This is a genomic window from Caballeronia sordidicola, from assembly GCF_001544455.2.
Classification (GTDB): domain Bacteria; phylum Pseudomonadota; class Gammaproteobacteria; order Burkholderiales; family Burkholderiaceae; genus Caballeronia; species Caballeronia sordidicola.
This window is the reverse complement of the sequence record NZ_FCOC02000006.1, coordinates 222,677-242,090: the sequence shown is the minus strand read 5'-3', so window position 1 is coordinate 242,090 and position 19,414 is coordinate 222,677. Positions and strand designations below refer to the sequence as shown.

Below are 19,414 nucleotides of genomic sequence, written 5' to 3'. Positions count from 1 at the left end.
TATGGAGCAAATTCCGGTTCTGAAGCTTGGCGATTTTCTGCTTGTATCGATCCAGGTCGAACTCCATGACGAGCTGGTATTGAATCTTCAGGACGACCTGACTTCGCGCATAGAGCAGACGCGCGCGCGGGGCGTACTGATCGATATCTCGGCGCTCGAGATTGTCGACTCGTTCATTGGCCGGACGCTCGGACACATCGCCGCCATGGCGCGCGTGCTCGACGCAGCCACGGTACTGGTGGGCATGCGGCCGGCCGTGGCGATCACGCTGGTCGAGCTCGGGATGTCGCTGAAAGGGATCCGCACGGCGCTCGATGTCGACAAGGGCATGGCGCTGCTGCGCCAGTCGCTCGATGACGCGGCGGATCAAACGGGAGAACCCTCATAGTTGCGCTGAGCCCCGCCGTTCTGGAAATTCGCACGTCCGATCAAGTCAACGGCGCGCGCAAATTCATCCAGGAACTCGCGACGAAGATGGCATTCGGCACGCTGGAGCGGACCAAGTTCGTGACGGCGGCGAGCGAGCTCGCGCGAAACACGCTGGTCCACGGCAAGGGGGGCACGGTCACGATCATCGAGGTCGAGCACAATGGACGCACCGGCATCAAGCTCGTATTCACGGATCAAGGTCCGGGGATTGCTGATATTGACCGGGCGCTGGAGGACGGTTACAGCACGGCTAAAAGCATGGGATTGGGACTGGGCGGCGCGCGGCGCCTTGTCAACGATTTCGAAATTACGTCGACCGTCAACGGCGGGACAACAGTGAGCATTACTCAATGGAAGCGGCGCTGAGTCTCACCGATCAAAGCGGCGTATCCGAGGCGCGCCGCGCGGCGATCAAGCTCGCTCAGAACCTTGGGTTTGCAGAGCGCTATCAGGCCGACGCCGCGCTGGTCGTCACCGAAGCGGCGACCAACATCATCAAGTACGCGGATCGCGGCGAAATTCTGCTGCGACGCTATGCAGACGGCGAGACGCTTGGCATTGAACTGCTCGCGCTCGACCGCGGGCCAGGCATCGCGAACCTCGATACAGCCCGGCGCGACGGATTTTCGACCGGCGGCAGTCTCGGTGCGGGACTTGGCACCATGTCGCGGCAATCGCACCTGTTCGATGTTTATTCGGTTGCCGGCGCCGGCACCGCAGTGCTTGCCCGAATACAGAACGGACGCTCTGCGACAGCCGGCGCCTCGCGCTATTCGATCGGCGCCCGATCCACACCCAAGGCGGGCCAGGAAGTCTGCGGCGACGCATGGGCCGTCGAGGAACAGGAAGGCCAGTTGCGCGCCGTCGTGCTCGATGGCCTTGGACATGGACCGCTTGCTTCGGACGCATCCCAGCGGGCCGTCGAAATCTTTCGCCAATCCGGCAAGGCCGATTCTCCCGGCAGCATTCTTCGCAGCGCACACCAGGGCCTGAAGGCGACTCGCGGCGCAGTGATGGCGGTTGCGCAAATCGATACCGCCGCCGGCGTGGTCAAGTTCGCGGGCGTTGGCAATATTGTCGGCATTGTCGCGTCGGGCGAATCGAGCCAGCACCTGCTGTCGACCGACGGCACCGTTGGCTACAACATGCGTCTGGTGCGCGAGGCCGAGGTGACCTGGACCGCTCGCAGCGCGATGATCCTCACTACCGACGGCCTTTCGACGCGCTGGAATCTCACCCGGCATCCCGGTTTGATTCAACATCATCCGAGCCTGATTGCCGCCGTGCTGCATCGCGACTTCGCGCGTGATCTGGACGATGCCACCGTCGTCGTCATCAAGGCGGCTTGACCCATGCTTCATCGAATCCTTTCCACGCCGATCAGCAGCAATCTCAGCCTTGTCGCGATCCGCGACCGGTCGCGTCAGGTAGGCGAACTGTTCGGTCTCGACAATCTGCAACGCACGCGTTTCATCACCGCCATTTCGGAGATTGCGCGCAATGCGGTCCAGTTCGCCGGAGGCGGCACGCTGACCTTTCTTGTTGGCGACGCCAGCGAGGCGATCAACATGCAATGCGTGGTCGCGCAGATCACGGATAAAGGTCCGGGCATTGCAAATCTCGATGAACTCCTGGCTGATGCGGCTTACCGCGGAAAGTCATCGGGCATCGGCATTCCTGGCAGCCGGCGCATGGCCGATGGCTTCTTCATCACGTCCGGGCCGGGTCAGGGCACGACGGTATCGCTGGAAATGCTGCTTCCCCGCGATACTGCGCGCCTGACGACCACGCAGTTGAACGGACTGGTCGAGCAACTGATGCGCAGGAAAGCGCAGACGCCCGTTGAGGAACTGGAACGGCAAAACCGCGACATGCTGCTCGCGCTTGAGGAACTGCGGCGCAACAAGGCTGAACTCGAGGACGCGGACGCGCGCAAGAACGAATTTCTCGCCATGCTTGCGCACGAACTGCGCAATCCCCTGTCCGCGATTTCCTTGTCGCTCGAAGTGGCGCAGCGTTCCACGGAACCCGTCAGCGACATGCATGCTCGCACCTTCGCCGTGATCGGCCGCCAGACGCAGCATCTTTCGCACATGGTCAACGACCTGCTCGACGTGGCGCGGCTGACTCGCGGCAAGGTAGAACTGAAGACCGAGATCGTGCGGATCAGTACGCTGATCGACGGCGCGGTGGAGATGACTTCGGCGGAAGTGGCCCGATACGGACACCGGGTGACGGTGGAGTATCCGCTTGAGCCGGTGATGGTGCGTGTCGACGTTGGACGGCTGAAGCAGGTGCTCAGCAATATCATTCACAACGCGGCGCGCTATACCCTGGAAGCCGGTGAAATCCGGATCCGCGCGGGTTTCGACGAAAGCACCGTGCGCGTCGAGGTGATCGATTGCGGCATGGGCATCGACGCCGACATGCTGCCTCGGGTATTCGATCTCTTCGCGCAGGCGTCGATGGGCCTTGCCCGTCAGGAGGCGGGACTCGGCATTGGATTGACGGTGGTCCAGCGTCTCGTGCGCGATCATGGCGGCACGGTCAGCGTGCACAGTGCCGGGACCGGGCGAGGCAGTACGTTCGTGGTCGAACTGCCGCGCGCGCACGACCTGGCGCCGGACGAAACGGCGAGCATCACGGCGGGTTACGGCGGCCACGCCCAGAGAGTTCTGCTCGTTGACGACAACGAAGACTCGGTGTGCGCGCTGGAAACCCTGTTGTCCATGAACGGTCACGAGTGCCGCGTGGCGCTTGACGGAAAATCGGCGTTGTCGCCGGAAACATCGTTCGTGCCGACCGTGGCGATTGTCGATATCGGCTTGCCTGACATGTCCGGTTTCGATGTTGCGGTGAGCTTGCGCGACAGGTTCAACGCGTCGCCGCTGACATTGATCGCCCTGAGTGGATACGCCACGGCGGAGTTTCACAAGGAGGCAATAGAAGCCGGTTTTGACTTTTATTTCGCCAAGCCAGTGCCGGTCGACAAGATATTCGAACTGATGGAAACGCTCCCTCCCGCACAGATCACTTCTTCGTAAGCGATTGCGGCATTTTCGGCGAACCGCCGTTCCAATCAAAAAGTCTCAGTGTGCGTTGGCGACGCGTTGGCGACATATCGTGGCCCCGGTCACACAACGATCACGCAAGCGCCGTACTTTGCGAAGTTCGCAAAGGAGACGGCCATGGCGAACAAGCTCGCAAAAATCGACCACATTGTGTATCTGATGCTGGAAAACCGGTCCTTCGATCAGATGCTCGGTTTCCTCTACAGCGACACGGGAAATCGCTCCCCGCTGGGCCACCCGTTCGACGGCCTCACGGGCAACGAGTCGAACCCCGACGACACGGGCCGCGAAATCGCGGTCTACGGCATCAAGGCGAGCGATCCGAATCCGTACCTGATGCCGGGCGCCGATCCCGGCGAAGGCTTCTACAATACGAACTACCAGCTATTCTCGACCGACGACCCTGCTTCAGACGCCGTGCCGGACAATCGCGGTTTCGTGCTCAACTTCAAGTCGGCGATCGCGTCCGATCTCGCGAAGCACTACAAGGATTCGTTGCCCGGCACCACGCCGTCGCAGATCATGGGCATGTACACGCCTGACCTGCTGCCGGTGCTGTCCGGGCTCGCGCGCGGTTACGCGGTCTGCGATGCTTGGTTCGCCTCCGCGCCCACGATGACCATGCCAAACCGCGCGTTCGCGCTTGCAGGCACCTCGCAGGGCCATCTCGACGATCACGTCAAGATCTTTACGTGCCCCAGCATTTTCGGCCGCATGTCGGACCTCGGTGACGCGAAGGCCGACTGGGCGATCTTCGGCTACAACCGCGACCCGCTCACGCGCCATGATTTTCCCGACGTGCAGCACGCCGACGAATCCCACTTCGGTCACTTCCGCGATTTCCAGGCGCTTGCCGCGAGCGGGAAGCTGCCCGCGTTCACGTTCCTCGAGCCGAGCTGGGATGCAACCGGCAACAGCCAGCATCCGAACTACGACGTGGCCGCCGGCGAACAGCTTATTCACGATACCTATTACGCGTTGAGAAACGGCCGCGCCTGGCGCTCGACGCTGCTCGTCATCACCTACGATGAACATGGCGGCAACTACGATCACGTCGCGCCGCCGTCGAACGCAACACCGCCCGGAGACGGCACGGTCGGCGAATACGGCTTCGACTTCACGCGCTTCGGCCTACGCGTGCCGGCCGTGCTCGTCTCGCCACTGATCGAGGCCGGCACCGTGTTCCGCGCGCCAAAGGGCAAAACCATCGATCACACGTCGGTGCTGGCGACCATTCACGAACGCTGGAGCACCAAACCGCTGACGAAACGCGACGCGGCCGCACCGTCGCTCGGCGACGTGCTCACGCTCGCCAAGCTGCGCGACGACGATCCGCTTGCGAACGTGACGGTGCCGGTATCGAGCCCGCATCACCAGAATGCGTCGACGCCGTCGCGGCTCGACCGTCTGCAGGCCGCCCGTGTCGCCGCGTTGCCGGTTCGCAACGAGAAAGGCCACTATGACGTCGAGCCGGACCCGCTGCCGGCTTCGAGCGCCGATCTTACGAACTTCATCCGCGACCGCTCGGCCGCATGGAGCCAGCACATCCAGCGCCAGCGCAGCCGGCGCGGCGGCAGGCATTAGGCGAGAGCACGGGAGGCGCCGTGGCGTGACGCCCTGCTCTTTTTACGCGCCGAATGTCAGCGCATGCGTGAGATCGCCCATTGGCGTCTGGCCGCGCGCGCGCATCGCGTCATCGCGCAGTTTCAGGCCGTCGAGCGTCTCAAGCGCGAACACACGCGTGACGAGGCGCAGTATCGAGCCCGTGTCGTAGACCGTGTGGTCCACATAACCCTTCTTCGCGAACGGCGAGACGACCAGCGCCGGCACCCGCGTGCCCGGTCCCCAACGATCACCCTTCGGCGGCGCGACGTGATCCCACCAGCCGCCGTTTTCGTCGACAGTCACGATCACGACCATGTTCTTCCACTGCGGACTCGCGCGCAGCGCCTTCACCGCATGCACGATGTGGCGGTCGCCCGAGGCGACATCGGCATAACCCGCATGCATGTTCAGGTTGCCCTGCGGCTTGTAGAAGGTGACGGCGGGCAGACGCCCGGCGCGTGCATCGGCGAGAAAGCGGTTCGTGCTCTCGTCGTCGCCCAGGCCGCCGTCGCGCAGACGTTTTGCGCGGGCCTCCGTGCCCGGCCCGAGATTGCGGAAATAGTTGAACGGCTGATGGTGATACTGGAAGTTCGGTATCACCGGCGTGCCGTTCGTGAGATTCGCGCCGTGACGATCGAGCGTCTCCTGGAACGCGCCCGCGTACCACGCCCATTGCACGCCGCGCCTGTCGAGCTTGTCGCCAATGTGATCGTGGGTTTGCGGCGGCACCGCCATGGCGTTCGCATCGAGCCGGAGATCCACCACACCATCCGGACCCGGCGTAAGCGGCGTCGGTGCGTATGGCGGCAACATGGTGTTGACGGCGTAGCTCAGCGTCGTGCCGTCGCCGAGTGTCTCGGGCGGCGTGAGTGCGCTCGGGCCGAACTTCGGGGTGCCGTTCATCGCGCTTGCCGGCGTAGCCGTCAGCGGTTTCAGGTTGGGGTCGTCCGGGCGGCCGCTCACAGTCTCCGCAATCTGGAACTTCGCGATGCTCTCGCGCGGGTTTGCATAGCGCGGCGGCGTGGCGGCGGCGAGATACTGGTGATTCAGAAACGACCCGCCGAACGCGCCCTGGAAGAAGTTGTCGCACAACACGTATTCGCTTGCGAGGTCCCACATGCGCAGGTCGTAGCTCGCGTTCGCGTAGTGGCCCATTGTGAAGCCGGCGGAATCGGCCCAGGCGACAAACATGTCGTTGCGGCCGCCATTGATCTGCATCTGGTTCTGATAGAACACATGCCACAGGTCGTGCGTGACGAGCGAAAGCGGCAGGTTTTCGCCGGCAGGTCCCTTGAGCGCGAACGGCGCATTGGGCAGATTCGCCTGATACTGCTGCCCGGCGCGGTAGCTGACGCCATCGGCGACCTGGTCCTTGAGCAGCCATCCGCCCGGCACAGGCGGCAGAGACGGCAATACGGTCTCGCCATCACGGTCGCGCTGCAGGTAGTCGGCGGGCTTGAGCGAGGAAAGCGGCTTTTCGACGCCGGGAAAATCCCCGAACAGGTTGTTGAAGCTGCGGTTTTCTGAATAGATCACGACAATGGTCTTCACGTTCTCGCGCAGCGCGGCGTCGAGTTCGGCGCCAGCGAGGCTGCGCGCGACGCGGCCCTCGCCTGCACCATCGGGCGCGGCGCAGCCGGCGAGTCCGCCACCCACGGCAAGCGCCGCAACCCCGCCGAGAAACGTGCGGCGGCCGGGATTGGGCGCGAGCGGCGTTTTCTCTGTCTCGGCCGCTTGGCGGGATTCAACAGACGGGGCGTCCTTTTTTGTCATGCCGTTTCCTTTTTTGTCGTGATCGGGATGAAGGCGAGGCGGATACCGGTGCGCACGACCCAGCCGGCACGGTGGCCATCCGCCCCCAGGTGCATGCTCCGGATGGTAGCGCGCGGACGGCGCGAATTAAATGACGTATCGATGACAGATATCTGCTGCTCGCGCCCTTTACCACACCCGCGGACATGTGGAAGTCCCCACGCCAAAGGCCGGTCAGTTCAGGCAGGTGCGTAACCCGTGTGAACCGCCGGCCATCCGATCAGGAAAGGTGGACGCCTCTTTCCCCGCGTATTTATCAGCCGTTGAGCGTGCGGCCGCCATCCACGATGATTTCCGAGCCCACCGTCCACCTGGATTCGTCGGAGGCGAGGTACAGCACGGCCTTGGTGACTTCTTCCGGCGTGCCGAAGCGGCCGAACGGAATGGTCGCCGCGATGTCCTTGTTGACCTGCTCGCGGTAAGCGTCGGGAATGCCCAGCTTGTCGTACAGCAGCGTTTCGACCGGGCCGGGGCTGACCGCGTTGACGCGGATGCCACGTTCGAGCAGTTCGCCCGACAGCGTCTTCGACATGCTCAGGAACGCGGCCTTGGTCGCGGCATAGACCGACGAGCGCGCCGCGCCAACATGGGCGTTGATCGACGTGTTGAGCACCACCGATGCCGGCTTGGCGAACACTGGCAACAGCGCCTGGATCAGGAAGTAAGGCCCCTTGACGTTGATGTCGAAGGAGCGGTCGAACATCTCCTCGGTCCATTCTTCAATCGGCACCCACGCCGACACACCGGCGTTGAGAAAGGCGATGTCGAGCTGGCCATAGTGCGTCTTGATCGTTTCGGCGAGTTGGCGCTGTGCTGCGACGTCGGCCGAATCGGCTCGTACCGCGAGAACATCGGAACCCAGTTCCGTCCGCGCGCGGGCGATGCTGTCGGGGTTGTTGCCGGTGATAACGACACGCGCGCCTTCGGCGAGGAATTGTTTCGCGGTTTCCAGGCCAATGCCGGTAGTGCCGCCGGTGATGAGGGTACGTTTGCCTTGCAGACGGGACATGAGGACGCTCCTGATTGATGAATGTCACCAGCAGCGGAACCCGCTGCCGACCAGTGCGAAGCATGAACTTACCCATTTGTCTTGATAAGACCGGGAATTTGCATATGATTCATGCTTTGATTGCATGGATCATGGGAGCCTGCGCTTGGATCGTTTTCTGTTGATGACCTGCTTTGCCCGGGCAGTGGAGACCGGCAGCTTTTCCGCAGCCGCACGCGATCTGGGCCTGGGGCAGCCCAACGTAAGCCGGTATGTGGCGGCGCTCGAGGAGCATCTTCAGAGCAGGCTGCTGCTGCGGACAACGCGCCGGCTCGCGCTGACGCCCGAAGGCGAGCGTTACTACGCGGAGGTCCGACGAATACTCGACGCCGTCGCGGAATCGGAGTCGTCCCTGCGCGACGAAGCGGAGCCTACGGGGTGGTTGCGCGTTGCCTGTCCGACCTCGCTGGCTCACGCGTTCGTGATGCCACAGGTGCCGGCCTTCCTCGCCCGCTACCCTCGCCTGGCGCTCGATCTCCAGATCAGCGACCGATACGTGAACCTGGTCGACGAAGGCGCCGAACTGGCTATCCGCATCGGTCATCTCGAGGACAGCGCCCTCAAGGCACGCCGCGTCGGCCTGTTCGAGCGCGTATGCGTTGCAAGCGCTGCTTACGTGGCCCGTCACGGCGCGCCGCGCGAGCCGGACGACCTGCGCGCGCATGAGTGCATTGTCTACACGCTGCTGTCGTCGGGCGGTACGTGGCGTTTCCGCGATTCCGAAATACACGTGTCGGGGCGGCTTCGAATCAATTCGCCGCAGGCCATTCAGGAAGCGGTGATCAGCGGCGTCGGCATTGCGTACGGGCCAAGATGGCTGTTCGAAGCAGGCCTGGAAAGCGGCGAACTGCAACTCCTGTTAAGCGGCTACGAAGCGCCGCCGGTGCCCATTCAGATCCTGTACGTCGCCAACCGTCTTTTGCCAAGACGCGCGATCGTGTTCATGGACTTCATTGCACAGGCGTTTTCCGACGTCCCCGCGCTCAATGCGAGCATGAGGTGACGTACTTCGCGGTTGAGCATTGCAAAAATACCGGAAACGTATTCAAGCACGTAAGCGCTGATCGGCAATGTCACTTTCGTCCTGCCGGATCGCAAACGAGTCGAGCTTTCAACAACGTATCGAGCCAGTCGGCGAACACCTGAACCCTGCGCGAAAGATGTTGCCGATGCGGATAGAGCAGATTCATCGGCATTGGCGCAGCCCGGTATTCCGGCATCACCTCGATCAGTTCGCCCGCACTCAGATGCTGCTGCACGTCATAGGCCGGAATCTGGATCAGGCCTAGCCCCGCAAGACAACATGCGATATATGCTTCCGCGCTGTTGACGGTCACGCGCCCTTGCGTTGCCAGCGTCCTGACGCTGTCGCCCTCGAGCCATTCCCATGGTGCAGCACGTCCGCTCGATGGTGAGGCATACTGAACAACCTGATGGGTTGCCATGTCGCCGGGCGTGCGAGGCGTCCCGTGAAGTGACACATAAAGAGGGCTTGCGACATTGATCAGTGGCAGATCGCCAATGGGACGCGCGATCAAGCCGGAATCATGCGGCTTGCCCACGCGCAGCACGCAGTCCACGCCTTCTTCAACAAGGTCGATCGTGCGATCAGCAAGGCTGAGCGCAATATCGATTTTCGGATAGGAAGCAAGGAATGCCGGTAACGCGGGAGCGACGATCAGCCGTCCTATGCGGCCCGGCACGTCGATGCGCACCGTGCCGCTCGGTCCCACGGATGTCGGCCGGAAAAGGTTCTCGGTCTCCTCGACATCGGCGATCAGGCGCAGGCAGCGTTCGTAGAGTGCCGCGCCGTCCTGTGTCGGCGATACCTTGCGAGTTGTCCGATGCAGCAGCCGCGCGCCAATCCGTCCTTCCAGTTCCTGGATCGCTGCGGAAACCGATGAGCGGGGCAAACCCAGCGTGTCCGCCGCGCGCGTGAAATTCGCGCATTCGACCACGCGGGCAAAGACGCGAAACAGGTCAATGCGATCCACATGTGCTCCTGGCTTCGCGAGCGCGCGGCTCGATTGTGTATGGATCAGGTAAGCATGCGCTGCCGCCGTTGCTTATCGTCATGTCCGGATATGCGCGTTGCACTGTTCGACTTTTCTGACCAGTGATGTCAGAAACAGTAGATTTAAATGATTTTTCTGGAATATATCATCCAGCCAGATGAGAAGCCGCATAGGGCGGCTTCGGCACTGGGGATGAACCATGGCAAACCACAGCATCAAGGGCAAGACCGTCGTCATCGCAGGCGGAGCGAAAAATCTCGGTGGCCTGATTGCACGGGACCTCGCCGCGCAGGGCGCGAAGGCGGTGGCAATCCACTACAACAGCGCCGGGTCGAAGGCCGCTGCGGAAGAGACACTTTCCGCGATCAAGTCGGCAGGCGCCACGGCGGTCGCTTTCCAGGCCGACCTGACTTCGGCCGGCGCGGTCGAGAAGCTGTTCTCGGATGTCGCCGCTGCCGTGGGCCGCCCCGATATCGCGATCAATACGGTAGGCAAGGTGCTCAAGAAGTCGTTAGTCGACATCTCCGAGGCCGAATACGATGAAATGACAGCGGTGAATTCCAAGTCTGCGTTCTTCTTTCTCAGAGAAGCGGGCAAGCACGTGAACGACAATGGCAAGATCGTCACGCTGGTCACGTCGCTGCTTGGCGCATTCACACCGTTTTATGCCGCTTATGCCGGCACCAAAGCGCCGGTCGAGCATTTCACGCGCGCGGCGGCAAAGGAATTCGGCGCGCGGGGCATCTCCGTGACGGCTGTCGGGCCAGGCCCCATGGACACGCCGTTCTTCTATCCTGCCGAGGGCGCGGACGCCGTGGCTTATCACAGGAGCGCCGCCGCACTCTCGCCCTTCTCTAAAACGGGTTTGACCGACATTGAAGATGTGGTGCCCTTCATCCGTCATCTGGTGAGCGACGGGTGGTGGATCACGGGGCAAACCATCCTGATCAACGGCGGTTATACGACCAAGTAGCGAGCGAATGAAACTCGCTTTCTTCTGAACAAGGCATCGCTGCGCGGGTTGCCTTTGCTTATCGCCCTATTGGACACCGGAAGCGGAAGGTGCGGTATTAACCAGTACGCCGTGCGTCCGGTCCCTCGCGCCGGCTCGACAGTATCCAGACGCCCGCGGCAATCACCATTGCGAGCACGCCCGCCACACACAATGCCGATGCAAAACCCCCGGCGAAACTTACCCGGGCCGCATGTTCAATCGCCATTCTCGCTTCAGGCGGAAGATGAGCAGTCGCTTGCACGACATCCCCCGCGAGCACGCTCGAAAGGAAGTCAGCGCCGAGCCGCACGCCAGATCCACTTATGGCCGCGGCGCTCGAATCAAGGCCAACGCGCGTCCGCGCGGCAAGCACCGCTCCAAGCACTCCGACCGATGTGACAATCGCGGTGAACCGGGTCGTGGTGCTGATGCCGGAAGCCATGCCGGTCCGATTGGTCGGCACGCACGCCATGATCGCCTTCTGAGTGTCGCCGTTGAGAATGCCCGCGCCTAAACCTGTCAGCAGCATTCCGATCGCGACAAGCAGGTAGCGCGCATCGCCTGCAACGAATGCGGTGGCCAGATTCCCCGCTCCGATCAGCAACAACCCGGTCGTCAATACCGAATGACTGCGGATTCGTGTGCCGAGCGCGGAACCTGCATGAGGTCCCACGATCATCGCAATCGCAAACGGCAGCATACCCAGACCTGCGGCGATCGAGGACAGACCAAATGCGTTTTGCAGGTAGAGCGGCAGAAAAGTCATCATGACTTGAGCGCAAGCCGCATAGCCGAACATGGCAAGCACAGCGGCGACGAACCGCGGTTGCCGAAAGAGCGCCAGGTCGATCATTGGGTGCTGCTTGAGCCGCTCGACCTGGACGAATCCAGCCAGCAACAACACGCAGCCGGCAAACCTCAAAACCGTGGGCATGCTTTCCCAGCCGTCGCCTGGCGCACCAATGAGCCCCCAGATCCCCAGCGAAAGCCCTGCGCCAAACAGCACGCTGCCCAGCACATCGACCGCACCGGCATTCGGGTTGAACGAATCGCGAATGCCGGTTTTGACACAGACAGCCAGGACCGCACACACAGGCAAGTTCAAAAGAAAAATCCAGCGCCAGCCGATCCACTGCGTAATCGCGCCGCCTATAAGTGGCGCCGCAGTCGTTGCAAGTCCCATGCATGTGCCCCAGACCGCCCAGGCTCTGGCACGCTCCTGTCCTTCATGAAACGTATGCGCGATGACCGCCAGCGCCGATGTCAGGAACATCGCCGCCCCGAACCCTTTCGCTGCACGCGCGACATTGAGAATGAACATCGACGGCGCCAGTCCGCATCCGAGCGATGCGAGCGAGAACACGGCCAGACCGAGCATCAACGTTTTCTTCCGTCCAATGCGGTCGGCCAAGCCACCCGCCGCCAGCAGACAAGACGCAAACGCCACCATGTAGGCGCTCACCACCCATTCGACATCGGCAAACGTAGCGTGAAACGACCTTGCTATGGCTGGCAAGGACACGGCGACCACGTTGGCGTCCAGCACGGTAAGCGAACACGCGGCCGATGCAGTAACCAGAACGAATCGTCGCCCGCGCGCCGTCAACGGTGGGAGATCGGCTAACCCTGCCTTTGGCGCCGCGCCCGGCTGACTATTCAAGTGATCTGCTGCCGCTGGACGAACCTCGGAAAGACTCGTTACTGAATCGGTATGGCGCGTGATGGACATGGGATCGAAACCAGGACTGAAGAATGACGCCGATGATAGGCGCAGCGTCGTTTCCAGTCATTAATATAGAATCGCAAAATAATTAACGAAAATGTACATTCCATGCGGCTACCAGAACTTCGGCATATCCGCTGCTTCGTGTGCGTGGCGAAACATCTTCATTTCTCGCGGGCGGCCGAGGAACTCGGCATTGCACCGCCCTCGCTGACCAAGCAGATCCAGGAGGCAGAGCGGCTGCTCGGCGTGCGGCTATTTCACAGGACCAAGCGCTCGGTCACGCTGACAGATGCGGGCGAGGCCTATCTTGTCGACGTGCTTGCAGCGCTCGAACATCTGACACGCGGGGCCGAGCGCGCCTCTTTCGCCGAACGCGGCGAACTTGGACGCATCGCTGTAGGTTATGTGGCGTCGGCCGCCTATGCGGGAGTGCTGCAACAGACAATCAGAGCGTTTCGCGCCGGGCATCCCGGCATAGAGTTCGATCTCGTGGAGGTTGTAATGGATCGTGTCGCGTCCATGCTCGTCGACGAACAGATCGATGTGGCCTACGTTCGTCCTCCTATCCAATATCTGGAAGGAATCCAGGCAGTAACGGTGTATCGCGACATCTTCACACTGGCGCTGCCCACAGACTCCCCACTCTGCGCATTTGATGCCATAGCGCCCGCGCAGTTGCGCGGCGAGCATTTTGTCGTGCCTGAGCAGGATTTCGGCACGTTGGAAATTGGCCGGCGAGGACGATTCACGCCCTTGCTGGGACCCCGCCCCGGCACCTTGGCGGCAGTCCTGGCTCAAGTAGCGCTGGGTGGGAACGTAGCCGTCGTCCCTCATACGCTCGCGTCCTGCGTGGCCTTGCCGGGTATCACCTACCGGCCCATTTCAGGTAAAGCGATCCCGTCCGAAGTGGCGGCCGCATTTCGCCGCCATGAGCGAGCCCCGGCGATCAAGGCTTTTGTCCAACATGTTCGTCGAAGTTCTCCTGATTGACTTGTCATCATCGACGGACGATTTTTAAATTGACCGACCCGACCCACTTAACAGGTAATCGAGACGCCAGAGCAGGTTCCGTCCAGGGAAGCGGACTGTGCGCACCCGACATCCGGTACGTTGGGTCTAACGCCCGTGCTTCTTTCCTCCGCCTCATGGCCAGCGCTATTCCACGCGAGGCGGCGTTTCAAATGAATGAAATGGCACGGGGCTCGGCAATGTCCACTCGAGGCCCTCGGCGCCGTCCCACGGTTTCGTTTCCGCCCGCACAAGACCCGTCCCGCGATACGCGGGTAAAGCGATCCAGAAAAGAAAGTAGACCTGCAGGAGACCAAAACCAAACGCGCCGATCGTCGCGATCTGGTTGAAGTCCGTGAATTGCGCGGGGTAGTCGGCATAGCGCCGCGGCATGCCGGCAAGCCCCAGGAAATGCATGGGAAAGAACGTGACGTTGAAGAAGATCATCGATCCCCAGAAGTGAATCTTTCCGCGCAATTCGTTGTACATATAGCCGGTCCATTTCGGCACCCAGTAATACCAGCCTGCGAAGATGCTGAAAAGCGAACCGGCCACCATCACGTAGTGAAAGTGCGCAATGATGTAGTACGTGCCATGCAACGCGACGTTCAACGGCGCCATGGCGAGCGTCACACCGGTCAATCCACCCACGACGAACACGAAGATGAACCCCATCGCAAAGAGCATGGGTGTCTCGAAGGTAAGCGAACCGCGCCACATCGTCGCAATCCAGTTGAATACCTTCACGCCTGTCGGCACGGCGATGGTCATGGTTGCGTACATGAAGAACAACTGCGCGGTCACGGGCATGCCGGTCACGAACATGTGGTGTGCCCAGACCATGAACGAGAGAATGCCAATGGACGAGGTTGCGTACACCATCGAGGCATAGCCGAACAGTGGCTTGCGGGAGAATGCCGGGATCACCTGAGAGACCATCCCGAAGCCGGGCAGGATCATCACATAGACTTCCGGATGTCCGAAGAACCAGAAAATGTGCTGGTACAGGACCGGATCGCCGCCTCCCGCCGCATTGAAAAACGACGTGCCGAAGTGCCGGTCGAAAAGCAGCATGGTTACCGCGCCGGCCAGCACGGGCATGATTGCGATGAGCAGGAACGCAGTAATGAGCCACGTCCACGCGAACATCGGCATCTTCATCAAGGTCATGCCGGGCGCACGCATGTTGAGGATCGTCACAATGATGTTGATCGCGCCCATGATCGAGGAAGCGCCCGCCAGATGAATCGCGAAGATCGACAGGTCCATGCCTGGTCCCATCTGCGTGGACAGTGGCGCATACATGGTCCACCCTGCGGCAGGCGCGCCGCCGGGAACCCAGAATGAGCCGACCAACAGGATGCTGGATACGGGCAGCAGCCAGAAACTCAGGTTGTTCATCCGGGCGAAGGCCATGTCGGATGCCCCGATCTGCAGCGGAATCATCCAGTTGGCGAGGCCGACGAAAGCCGGCATGACCGCTCCGAAGATCATGATGAGCCCATGCTCGGTCGACAACTGGTTGAAGAACTCCGGCCGCATGATCTGCAGTCCCGGCTCGAACAACTCAGCCCGGATCATCAGGGCCATCACGCCGCCGATCATGAGGTTCGTGATGGCAAACAAGAGATAGAGCGTGCCGATGTCCTTGTGATTGGTCGCCAGCAACCAGCGACGCCATCCGACGGGGATATCGTGTGATCCGTGGTGTTCGACAACGGTGTCCGAGATTACATCACTCATTTTTATTCATGATCCAGAGGTGGCGAGACAAAGGGAACGCACTTCAGTCAGATGCGGCCCTCGACCAATCGTGTTGATTCATTCGTTTTGGTTTATTCGCATTCATTCGACTGCTCGCGCTAGCGGCCCAGCAACGCCGCACAGGAAACGAGCGCGCCGTTGCGTGAGAAATCGCAAGCGAGTTCCGGGGAAATGGCAAGTGGCAAGCGCAACGTCGCATCCGTCCATCCGATCCGGTGCGCAAGCCACTTTGCAGGAACAGGATTCGTCTCGGCCGCGAGGAATGCATAGAGCGGCTGCAAGCTGTCATTGATCCGGCTGGCGTCTTCCGTGTCGCCTCGCCGGAGTGCATCGCACATGGCGCGAACTGCGGAGGGCGCGACATTCGCCGCCACGGAAATGACGCCGGCGCCGCCCGCGGCCATCAAGGCGAAAGCCGTCGAATCGTCGCCGCTGAAAATCTGGAACCCCGCGCTGACAGCATGCAGCAGCCGCTCCGCGCGATGCAGGTCGCCTGTGGCATCCTTCAGGCCGATGATGTTCGGATGGCTGCTCAACGCCACGATCAGATCTTCGGGAAGCGTTACGCCAGTGCAGTGCGGTACGTCATGGAGAATGACCGGCGTACCGGCTGCTTCGGCCACTGTCGTGAAATGGCGCTGCAAGCCCAATGGATTGAGCCGGTTGTAGTACGGCGTCACGCAGAGAATGGCGTCGGCCTGTTCCGTCGCGGCTGCTCTCGCCAACTCGCACGCGGCATGCGTGGAGGGCGACCCCAGGCCGGCGATCACGGGAATCCGGCCCTCGGCGCAGAGGACGGCCGCGCGATACAGGCGCACATGCTCCTTGAACGTAAGTGCCGGTCCTTCCCCTGTCGTCGATGCAACCACGATCGCGCTCGTTCCAGCATCCACATGCAGGTCGATGAGCCGTTCCAGTGCGGGGAAATCGATCTTCTCATCGGGCGTCATTGGCGTAAGCAACGCCACAATCGACCCTTGCAACAACCCGGGCGACAACAATGATCCGGTCATGGCAAATGCTCCGCCCGCGTCATCTGATTCGATGCCTCCACGCGGTCCCACCGGATACAGCGCGCGAGACGCCGGATGCCCTCCCCGATCTGCTCGACCGATGCGCTGGCAAACGACAATCGCAAACGCGTACGGCTCGGATTCCCGGCATAAAACGCCGGGCCGGGTACGTAGGCCACGCCGTGTTCGTCGATCGCGTTGCGCAGCATGGCTGACGTATCCACGTATGGAAGATCCGCCCAATAGAACATGCCGCCTTCCGGATGCATCGCGTTGAATGGCGTGCCGCTCAGTTCTGCCTTGATCGCTCGCTGCATGGCGCGCGCCTGATTTTCATAGAAGCGCCGCATGCGGCCGAGCGACGGTTCGAGCGATCCCGCATTCAGATAATGGAACGCGACAAGCTGCGCCAGGGTCGACGCGTGCGTATCGCCCAGTTGCTTGGCGACGATCAGGTGACGCAGGAGTTCAACGGGTGCCGACATCCATGCAAGCCGGAGTCCGGGCGCGAGTATTTTCGAAAAGCTCGCCAGATGGACCACCCATTGGCGTTCCTCATCGTTGGCCAATGCGAATAGCGAAGGCGGAGGCGGATCCTGAAAATAGAGCTCGCCATACGCATCGTCTTCGACAATGAAAAAGCGGTGGGTCCTCGCAAGCGCCAGAACCTGTTTGCGACGCCGCAAAGACATCACATGGCCTGTCGGATTGGCAAAATTCGGAATCAGGTACAGCAGCTTCGGCCTATGCTGCACGACCATTGCTTCGAGTTGCTCCACCCTCACGCCTTCGTGATCCGTTGGCGCGGCCAGCACGTCGGCACCTTGAAACTGGAATGCCTGCAGTGCGCCGAGATAAGTGGGAGACTCAACCGCTACGTGGTCGCCTGGATCCACCAGTACGCGCGTGATCAGGTCGATCGCCTGTTGCGATCCCGTGGTCACAAGAACATCCGGCGCGCCGAGCTTCATGCCCTTCGCCTTCGCACGCTGGGCAATCAATTCCCTGAGCGGCTCATGACCTTCGCTATTGCCATATTGAAACGATGTCGCAAGCGACGAGATAAGCGCACGCTCCGTGGCTCCGCGCAGCCCGTTAAGATCAAGCGCGGCGGCGCTTGGAAAACCACCGGCAAGCGAGATGACATCAGGTCTCGCCAACAGCGAAAACAACTGGCGAATAGCCGACGGTTGCACGCGACGGGTCGCGCCCGCATACGGTGAAGTTTCGATATTCAATTCGAACTGGCTTCCAGTAACCACACGCAAATGTTCGGGAGGGCGGAGAATCGGCCACCGTGTCACGCGATGCCGCTTTCCTTCTGATACGAAGCATAAGAAAATGGCAGGCATCGCCATAGCAGCAGATGACGATTTTTTAACGAAGCAGTTGGGACGTGCAGCAATAAGCGCGGGGACACTGAAAGCCGATGAACAGATACGAAATACTGGCCAACGCAATGGCTGCCGAAATCCGCTCGGGCAGCATCGCGGTCGGCTCGCGCATGCCCTCGCTGCGCCAGATCATCGCGCAACACGGCGTGAGTCAATCCACGGTATTTCGGGCGTATTACCTGCTTGAGGAATGGGGCCTGGTGCGCGCGCAGGAGCGCTCCGGCTATTACGTCGCTCCGGGAGCCACCGTCACCGCGGCACGAACACCGCGGACGGCCACCCTCGCCGAATCAAGCAAGGTCGATATCAGTGACCTGGTGTTTTCCGTGCTGAATGCAGCGAAGACACCGGGTATCGTGCCACTGGGTTCGGCCTTTCCCTCCCCGCTGCTCTTCCCGCTGCCCCGGCTTGCGAAGTCGCTCGCACAGGCCTCCCGGCTGATCAGCCCGTGGAGCACGGTGGTCGATCTGCCGCCGGGCAATGAACACCTGCGTCGCCAGGTCGCCATGCGTTATATGGGCCTGGGCATATCGCAGCCTATCGAAGAGATCGTAGTCACCAACGGCGCACTGGAGGCATTGAACCTGTGCCTGATGGCGGTCACCCGGCCAGGCGACGTGGTCGCCGTCGAATCCCCGGGTTTCTATGCCGCATTGCAGGCTATTGAACGGCTGGACTTGCGGGCCGTTGAGATCCCGGTTGATCCCATAACGGGTCTCGATCTCGCCGCCCTCGCCGACGCCTTGAAGAAGCATCCGATTCGCGCCTGCTGGTTCATGACGAATTTTCAGAACCCGACAGGAGTGACTCTTTCACTTGAGAAGAAAAAAGCACTCGTGGAATTGCTCGCAAAGCATGAGGTGCCGCTGATCGAGGACGATGTCTATGGCGAGCTTCACTTTCAGCCCGAGTATCCATTGCCGGCCCTGGCGTTCGACAAGCATGGGCTCGTCATGCACTGCAGTTCGTTTTCGAAGACGCTTGCGCCGGGCTATCGAATCGGGTGGGTATCGGCGGGACGGTTCACGGACAAAGTGCAGCGGCTCAAGTTGATGACGACTCTCTCGGCCAGCATTCCGGTGCAGGCCGGTATTGCCGATTATCTTCAGCATGGCGGCTACGACAAGCATCTTCGAAGATTACGCGGCGCACTGAACCAGCAGCTTGGAGAAATGGATAGCGCTATCCGGCGCTGGCTGCCTGCCGGGGTACGCCGCACGCATCCGAGCGGCGGGTATTTTCTCTGGCTTGAGTTTCCCGAGGCTATCGACGCAATGGAACTGCACCGCCTGGCGATCGAGCAAGGTGTCAGCCTCGCTCCAGGTCCGATCTTTTCGGCGACGCACTCGTTCGAGCACTATGTGCGGCTCAACTTTGGTCACCCGTGGAGCTCCAGAATTGATGATGCGATCCGGGTGCTGGGCGAGCTGCTCACGCGGCCTTCGGTCCGCGTCAAGTAACGGACATCTGTCTACATGATGTCCGTTCATGGTGCGCTCAATGAAACCGGGAGTGGTTTGTTCCCGTCAGAAAAC

The 19,414-nt window shown here is 61.4% G+C and carries 16 protein-coding genes; 9 read left to right on the top strand and 7 right to left on the bottom strand.

Annotated features, from left to right (window positions below; genetic code table 11):
* Position 1: 1 nt before the first annotated feature.
* The 5 genes from AWB64_RS13340 to AWB64_RS13320 all read left to right on the top strand — a co-directional run bounded on the left by AWB64_RS13340 (position 2) and on the right by AWB64_RS13320 (position 5,084).
* Positions 2-388: an STAS domain-containing protein gene (locus AWB64_RS13340; protein ID WP_060819601.1), complete on the top strand. Its 387-nt coding sequence runs from the start codon at positions 2-4 to the stop codon at positions 386-388.
* A gap of 86 nt (positions 389-474) precedes the next feature.
* Positions 475-795: an ATP-binding protein gene (locus AWB64_RS13335; RefSeq protein WP_244164057.1), complete on the top strand. Its 321-nt coding sequence runs from the start codon at positions 475-477 to the stop codon at positions 793-795.
* Positions 780-1,778 (top strand): ATP-binding SpoIIE family protein phosphatase, encoded by a 999-nt coding sequence (locus tag AWB64_RS13330; RefSeq protein WP_060819597.1) that lies wholly within the window; start codon positions 780-782, stop codon positions 1,776-1,778. Before AWB64_RS13335 ends, AWB64_RS13330 begins: the two co-directional genes overlap by 16 nt.
* 3 nt (positions 1,779-1,781) lie before the next feature.
* Complete coding sequence (locus tag AWB64_RS13325; RefSeq protein WP_060819595.1) at positions 1,782-3,473, top strand: ATP-binding response regulator; 1,692 nt, start codon at positions 1,782-1,784, stop codon at positions 3,471-3,473.
* Between the two features lie 144 nt (positions 3,474-3,617).
* A complete protein-coding gene (locus tag AWB64_RS13320; RefSeq protein ID WP_060819693.1) occupies positions 3,618-5,084 on the top strand; it encodes an alkaline phosphatase family protein in 1,467 nt (488 codons plus the stop codon).
* Between the two features lie 42 nt (positions 5,085-5,126).
* Here AWB64_RS13320 and acpA read toward each other — a convergent pair whose 3' ends face one another.
* Positions 5,127-6,878, bottom strand: coding sequence for an acid phosphatase (acpA, locus tag AWB64_RS13315; protein WP_060819593.1), 1,752 nt, complete (start codon positions 6,876-6,878; stop codon positions 5,127-5,129).
* A gap of 295 nt (positions 6,879-7,173) precedes the next feature.
* Entirely contained in the window at positions 7,174-7,926 is a 753-nt protein-coding gene (locus AWB64_RS13310) for an SDR family oxidoreductase (RefSeq protein ID WP_060819591.1), read from the bottom strand.
* Between the two features lie 145 nt (positions 7,927-8,071).
* Here AWB64_RS13310 and AWB64_RS13305 point away from each other — a divergent pair, with 145 nt between their 5' ends.
* A complete protein-coding gene (locus tag AWB64_RS13305; protein WP_060819691.1) occupies positions 8,072-8,968 on the top strand; it encodes a LysR family transcriptional regulator in 897 nt (298 codons plus the stop codon).
* A gap of 70 nt (positions 8,969-9,038) precedes the next feature.
* On the opposite strand, the gene AWB64_RS13300 is transcribed toward AWB64_RS13305, so the two are convergent.
* On the bottom strand, positions 9,039-9,959 hold the full coding sequence (locus AWB64_RS13300) for a LysR family transcriptional regulator (protein WP_060819590.1): 921 nt from the start codon (positions 9,957-9,959) through the stop codon (positions 9,039-9,041).
* 220 nt (positions 9,960-10,179) lie between these two features.
* Between AWB64_RS13300 and AWB64_RS13295 the strand changes: the two genes are divergently transcribed.
* Entirely contained in the window at positions 10,180-10,953 is a 774-nt protein-coding gene (locus AWB64_RS13295; protein WP_060819589.1) for an SDR family oxidoreductase, read from the top strand.
* A gap of 97 nt (positions 10,954-11,050) precedes the next feature.
* On the opposite strand, the gene AWB64_RS13290 is transcribed toward AWB64_RS13295, so the two are convergent.
* Positions 11,051-12,703, bottom strand: coding sequence for an MFS transporter (locus AWB64_RS13290; RefSeq protein ID WP_082850477.1), 1,653 nt, complete (start codon positions 12,701-12,703; stop codon positions 11,051-11,053).
* Between the two features lie 102 nt (positions 12,704-12,805).
* Between AWB64_RS13290 and AWB64_RS13285 the strand changes: the two genes are divergently transcribed.
* A complete protein-coding gene (locus tag AWB64_RS13285) occupies positions 12,806-13,690 on the top strand; it encodes a LysR family transcriptional regulator (protein ID WP_060819587.1) in 885 nt (294 codons plus the stop codon).
* A 165-nt stretch (positions 13,691-13,855) separates the two neighbouring features.
* Here AWB64_RS13285 and ctaD read toward each other — a convergent pair whose 3' ends face one another.
* The 3 genes from ctaD to AWB64_RS13270 all read right to left on the bottom strand — a co-directional run bounded on the left by ctaD (position 13,856) and on the right by AWB64_RS13270 (position 17,723).
* Complete coding sequence (gene ctaD, locus AWB64_RS13280) at positions 13,856-15,451, bottom strand: cytochrome c oxidase subunit I (protein ID WP_060819586.1); 1,596 nt, start codon at positions 15,449-15,451, stop codon at positions 13,856-13,858.
* Between the two features lie 119 nt (positions 15,452-15,570).
* The gene (dapA, locus tag AWB64_RS13275; RefSeq protein ID WP_060819585.1) at positions 15,571-16,485 is read right to left on the bottom strand and encodes a 4-hydroxy-tetrahydrodipicolinate synthase; all 915 of its coding nucleotides are present in this window, start codon (positions 16,483-16,485) and stop codon (positions 15,571-15,573) included.
* Complete coding sequence (locus AWB64_RS13270; RefSeq protein WP_244164056.1) at positions 16,482-17,723, bottom strand: aminotransferase-like domain-containing protein; 1,242 nt, start codon at positions 17,721-17,723, stop codon at positions 16,482-16,484. The genes dapA and AWB64_RS13270 overlap by 4 nt, the downstream gene beginning before the upstream one ends.
* Before the next feature lie 191 nt (positions 17,724-17,914).
* On the opposite strand from AWB64_RS13270, the gene AWB64_RS13265 reads away from it, so the two are divergent.
* On the top strand, positions 17,915-19,339 hold the full coding sequence (locus AWB64_RS13265) for an aminotransferase-like domain-containing protein (RefSeq protein ID WP_060819583.1): 1,425 nt from the start codon (positions 17,915-17,917) through the stop codon (positions 19,337-19,339).
* The last annotated feature ends 75 nt before the right edge of the window (positions 19,340-19,414 follow it).

Coding starts and splice junctions, on each gene's coding strand:
- AWB64_RS13340 (WP_060819601.1), top strand. CDS start 2: ATGGAGCAAATTCCGGTTCTGAAGCTTGGCGATTTTCTGCTTGTATCG.
- AWB64_RS13335 (WP_244164057.1), top strand. CDS start 475: ATGGCATTCGGCACGCTGGAGCGGACCAAGTTCGTGACGGCGGCGAGC.
- AWB64_RS13330 (WP_060819597.1), top strand. CDS start 780: ATGGAAGCGGCGCTGAGTCTCACCGATCAAAGCGGCGTATCCGAGGCG.
- AWB64_RS13325 (WP_060819595.1), top strand. CDS start 1,782: ATGCTTCATCGAATCCTTTCCACGCCGATCAGCAGCAATCTCAGCCTT.
- AWB64_RS13320 (WP_060819693.1), top strand. CDS start 3,618: ATGGCGAACAAGCTCGCAAAAATCGACCACATTGTGTATCTGATGCTG.
- acpA (WP_060819593.1), bottom strand. CDS start 6,878: ATGACAAAAAAGGACGCCCCGTCTGTTGAATCCCGCCAAGCGGCCGAG.
- AWB64_RS13310 (WP_060819591.1), bottom strand. CDS start 7,926: ATGTCCCGTCTGCAAGGCAAACGTACCCTCATCACCGGCGGCACTACC.
- AWB64_RS13295 (WP_060819589.1), top strand. CDS start 10,180: ATGGCAAACCACAGCATCAAGGGCAAGACCGTCGTCATCGCAGGCGGA.
- AWB64_RS13290 (WP_082850477.1), bottom strand. CDS start 12,703: ATGTCCATCACGCGCCATACCGATTCAGTAACGAGTCTTTCCGAGGTT.
- AWB64_RS13285 (WP_060819587.1), top strand. CDS start 12,806: ATGCGGCTACCAGAACTTCGGCATATCCGCTGCTTCGTGTGCGTGGCG.
- ctaD (WP_060819586.1), bottom strand. CDS start 15,451: ATGAGTGATGTAATCTCGGACACCGTTGTCGAACACCACGGATCACAC.
- dapA (WP_060819585.1), bottom strand. CDS start 16,485: ATGACCGGATCATTGTTGTCGCCCGGGTTGTTGCAAGGGTCGATTGTG.
- AWB64_RS13265 (WP_060819583.1), top strand. CDS start 17,915: ATGAACAGATACGAAATACTGGCCAACGCAATGGCTGCCGAAATCCGC.